This is a genomic window from Sulfuricurvum sp. (genome assembly GCF_019163035.1).
In the GTDB taxonomy this organism is placed as follows: Bacteria; Campylobacterota; Campylobacteria; order Campylobacterales; family Sulfurimonadaceae; genus Sulfuricurvum.
This window is the reverse complement of record NZ_JAFLKV010000122.1, coordinates 16,747-21,349: the sequence shown is the minus strand read 5'-3', so window position 1 is coordinate 21,349 and position 4,603 is coordinate 16,747. Positions and strand designations below refer to the sequence as shown.

Annotated in this window: 5 protein-coding genes; 1 reads left to right on the top strand and 4 read right to left on the bottom strand. The window is 44.5% G+C overall.

The window, feature by feature from the left end:
- The coding region (locus tag JZU62_RS08825; protein WP_295013943.1) for an alpha/beta hydrolase at positions 1 to 328 on the bottom strand (328 nt) is incomplete at its 3' end.
- 78 nt (positions 329 to 406) lie between these two features.
- Between JZU62_RS08825 and recQ the strand changes: the two genes are divergently transcribed.
- Entirely contained in the window at positions 407 to 2,212 is a 1,806-nt protein-coding gene (recQ, locus tag JZU62_RS08820) for a DNA helicase RecQ (RefSeq protein WP_295013941.1), read from the top strand.
- A gap of 3 nt (positions 2,213 to 2,215) precedes the next feature.
- On the opposite strand, the gene JZU62_RS08815 is transcribed toward recQ, so the two are convergent.
- The 3 genes from JZU62_RS08815 to dksA all read right to left on the bottom strand — a co-directional run.
- Complete coding sequence (locus JZU62_RS08815; protein ID WP_295013939.1) at positions 2,216 to 3,205, bottom strand: tRNA-dihydrouridine synthase; 990 nt, start codon at positions 3,203 to 3,205, stop codon at positions 2,216 to 2,218.
- Between the two features lie 46 nt (positions 3,206 to 3,251).
- On the bottom strand, positions 3,252 to 4,274 hold the full coding sequence (locus tag JZU62_RS08810) for a hypothetical protein (protein ID WP_295013937.1): 1,023 nt from the start codon (positions 4,272 to 4,274) through the stop codon (positions 3,252 to 3,254).
- Positions 4,275 to 4,286: 12 nt separating this feature from the next.
- Positions 4,287 to 4,603 (bottom strand): RNA polymerase-binding protein DksA (dksA, locus tag JZU62_RS08805; protein WP_295013935.1); only part of this gene is annotated, 317 nt, incomplete at its 5' end.

Here is a 4,603-nt window from a genome sequence, read left to right as displayed (position 1 = left end):
CTTTGGGAACCAAACGGTAATTGAGCGATACGAAAATGATCCCTTTGGAAACCCAACGGTTCATTTTATTTTGAACGACATTCTCCGATTTTTTGTCTCCCATTTTCCACGCTCCGCCGTGCACCATCACAATAATAGGGGCATTTTTAGGATTTTCGGGAAGATAAACATCAAGGCGCTGTTTTTTATCGCTACCGTAGGAGATATCGGTGAGCTGTTTTACCTCTTGATGGCTAGATGAGTGTTTTTGGAGCATATCACGAATAATTCCCGCTTCAACTACAGATGAAATCATGATAACCATTAAAAAATATCCAAAATATTGCATATTGCCCTCTTTTTCCATTATTTTATCAGCCATTGTATAATAAAGATTATCAATCAAACAACTAAAAAGGCATCTATCTTGAGCGTCCCCATTAGCGACAAATATAAAGTCCTCAAGCACACCTTTGGTTTCTCCAATTTCAGAGAGATGCAAGAAGAAGCGGTGGATGCGATACTAAGCCGTCGTGATTTGGCGATGTTACTCCCTACCGGAGGGGGGAAATCGCTCTGCTATCAGCTCCCAACACTGCTGATGGAGGGAATCACCATCGTCGTCTCTCCCCTCATCGCCCTTATGCACGATCAGGTTATAGCGCTCAAAGAGCTTGGGATCGAAGCCGAAATGATTTCCTCTTCACAATCGTCGCAGGAACAACAAGAGGCATTTACCAAAGCTAAAAACGGTATTTTAAAACTCCTCTATATTGCTCCCGAACGCCTTGCCAACGGCTCGTTTCTCTCATGGCTCACAACACTGGATATCAATTTTTTCGTCATCGACGAGGCACACTGTATCAGTGAATGGGGTCATGAGTTCCGAGACGATTATCGACGTTTGGGCGAGTTACGTTCCGCTTTCCCCCATACCCCTATCGCCGCTTTCACCGCAACCGCTACCCCAAAAGTACGTGAAGATATCCTCTCACAGCTAGGACTGCATGAACCTCTAATCCTCCGCGCACCCGTACTGCGTAAAAACATCACGATCACCGTTCGCGAACGAGACAATGGATGGCATAATGATCTCATGAATATTTTAAAAGAGCATGAGGGGGAGAGCGGGATTATCTATGCCTTCTCCCGTAAAGAGACCGAAGAGCTAGCAGCATTTCTCTCTAAAAAAGGGATTAAATGTTTAGCCTATCATGCGGGGATGAGCGGTTCTTTGCGACACGATACCCATCAATCGTTTCTAAACGATGAAACGCAGATCATCGTCGCCACCGTCGCATTTGGAATGGGGATCGACAAAGGGGATATCCGCTTCGTTATCCACACCTCTCTTCCTAAAACGATAGAGAACTACTATCAAGAGATCGGACGTGCAGGACGTGATGGAATCGATTCTGAAGCGGTACTCTTTTATTCAGGCTCTGATTTTCACAACAAAAAACGTCTCATCGACGAGGGAAGCGACCCGCAGTATCGGGAGATGATCCTCGCTAAACTCCGCTCTGCGATGGATTATGCCACCGCCGAAGAGTGTCGCCACAGACTTATCGCCTCTTATTTCAGCGACAGCGTAGAAGTATGCGGTGATCGATGCGACAATTGCAAAGACTCAGACCGTCCAAAAACTGATATCACTGTCCCCTCCCAAAAATTCCTCTCGTGTCTCTATAAGACGGGAGAGCGTTTCGGTGCCACTTATATCTCAGAAGTTCTTTGCGGAGAAGAAAAAGAGAAAATCCTCTCCAATGCCCATGATAAACTGAGTGTTTTCGGGATCGGAAAAGAGCTGAGCAAGAGCACATGGAGCACCATTTCCAAAAGGCTCATCGAGCTCGGAGCCATCGAACCCGACGAATACAAAGCGCTAAAACTTACCGCGAGCGGTGCAGAGATTCTAAAAGGGAAACAGAGCGTCCACATCCGACAAGAACGCCTCACCCCTAAAAAAGCCTCTGTAAAAACAAAAGAGCACGATCACCATGCACCGAAATATTATGAGAATTTCAAAGCCCTCCGCGCTCGCATAGCTAAAGAGCACCGTATCCCCGCCTACATCGTCTTCGGAGACAAAACCCTCTACTCCCTCGCCGAACAACTGCCAACAAGCAAAGAGGAGATGCTGAATATCAGCGGTATAGGAGAAGTAAAATTTGAGAGATACGGAGAATTATTTTTAGAATTAACTAGAGAGTTGAGTGCTAAAGAGAGTTAGCCCTCAGCACTCACACTTCATATCACTAGCCTTAAATCCTTCGCCGACCTGAGTATGAGTGAGAAAAAACTCATCAACCACCGCGCGGAAGTGGCTCACGTCATCTATACGGTTCACAAGATCACGCAACGCTGATGCCCCCTCGTACCCTTTTGAGTAGGTATGAACATGTTTGCGGAATGTCACGACACCACGTGCACCGTAACAGCTCACCATACCGTCCAAATGCTCCATGATAATCGCATGTTTAATCAAAAGATCAACATTTGAACTCCCCGTTTTGAGCTGATGAAAAATCCACGGCGCACCTACTGCTCCGCGACCGATCATGACACCATCAGCTTTGGTATGTTCCAACACCCATTGCGCTTTCTCAAAGGAGTCAATATCACCGTTGGCAATCACAGGGATACCGACAGAGGCTTTGATCTCTCCGATAGCGTCATAATCAACGGGAGCTTTAAATTTACCGGCACGAGTGCGCCCGTGAACGGCGAGGAAATCGGCACCGCACGATTCGACGAGTTTGGCGATTTCGATATGGTTTTTCGATTCAAATCCTAATCGTATTTTGACACTAAGGGTTGATTTGTTGGAGGTCTTTTTGATCATCTCGATAATACGCGCCATACGGGGTAGATCGTTCAATAATGCACTTCCCGAACCGTGACAAACGATCTTAGGGACGGGACATCCACAGTTGAGATCGATAATATCGATATCGTCTACACCGTTTAGCACCTCTACCGCACGACGAACGATCTCTTCATCCGCTCCGGCTATCTGCACCGAGTAGGGATCTTCGTTGGGACTTCGCTCCAACATACGAATCGTTTTCGCCGATCCATACGCAAGTGCATTGGAGCTGATCATCTCACTCACCGTCAAATCGGCACCGAATTTTTTGACGACATTACGAAACGGTAAATCGGTATATCCGGCTAATGGAGCAAGGGCATAAATAGGAGTATCAAAAGAGAGTTTAGGAGTCATAAAAAAATACCTTGAAGAGGAAAGGTAGCAATGCTACCTTTTTGACTTAGCAACTGCGACGTAAAAAGATCGCGATATCGTAGTGTTTGTTTGCTTTTTTCAAATCACGATACGCTTTAAAAATTTGATAATCAGCATGGGCTGTATTGTTCAAAATCTCATTCGCCGTGTCAATCATTTGCAAATCATAAAGAGTGTAAAAGTACCCTTCCATCGCATCGTCATTGTGTTCACTCAACATCTCGAATAAACGAATACGTTGTTCAGGGAGCATATTTTTAGACATTGCCGCTGAGAGGTCTATCCAATCGTTACTTTCAAGTTTAAGAGATGAGAATAGTGTCACCAACTCTTCGTTGCTGATTTGGATACCGTTCTCACCGGCATTGACCCGTTGAACGAAATCGATCAGAGAACCTTTGTTAAAAAGGTGTTTAAACTTCATCACCGAGCCCACAGATGCTGTTTTCACATACGACTCGTACGCTTTTGCACATACGATCTCTCCATAACTGTCAGGACGGGAAAGGACACTATCTGCATCCATTTCACCGCGCTCAAGTCGGTTAAGGTTGTTTTGAATCGCAATTGAGGTATTCGAAGCCAAATGGAATTTTTTAATATCCACTTTTTTCTTCTCTTTGACATCACGCATCAGTTGAAGTACTTCGTCGATTTTTTCATTACCGATGGATCGAAGCGTCTCATAAGGCAAGATGAGAGCACTATCGATGAGTTTACCCATCAATTTATACTGCTCACTTTTATAAACATAGTTGCGTTCATTTACCCCTAGCAATGAATCACGAAGAGCATCGATCATTTTTTCGTGATCTTTGTTCAAACGGCGAAGTTTGAAATTTCCGACCAACGCATACACACCCATGTGAAGCAAACTTGCCAAATACATAATGATGAGAGGAACAACTACCCAAAACGCTACCGGTAGATTAGGAAAGTGCATCCCTATCAAATCAAATGAAATCGATTCATTATCAATCGAATAGACCGCAGCAGCGACTAAGATCATCAAGATAAGCGATGCGATGGTGTAGCGTTTTAATTGCATATTCTCTCCCTTTTAGTGGTGTTTGTTTTTTTCAACGATTGGACGACAAACAATACAATATTTGGCATGAGGTTTGACTTTAAGGCGTTGGAAGCCGATGTCATCTTCGCACATTTCGCAAATACCGTATTGTTTTATTTTAATTTTGTACAGCGCGGCTTCAATCTCTTCAAGCTCGTGCATTTGTTGTGAACCGATAGCATTTTCAACCATGTTGTCATTGCTGGCAGATGCATAATCACCCTCGTCGTTGAGTTCCATCTCACGCAACTGATCCATTTCACTCTCAACGCCGGTAAGATTTTTGATAATCTGAGCTTTTCGCGTCA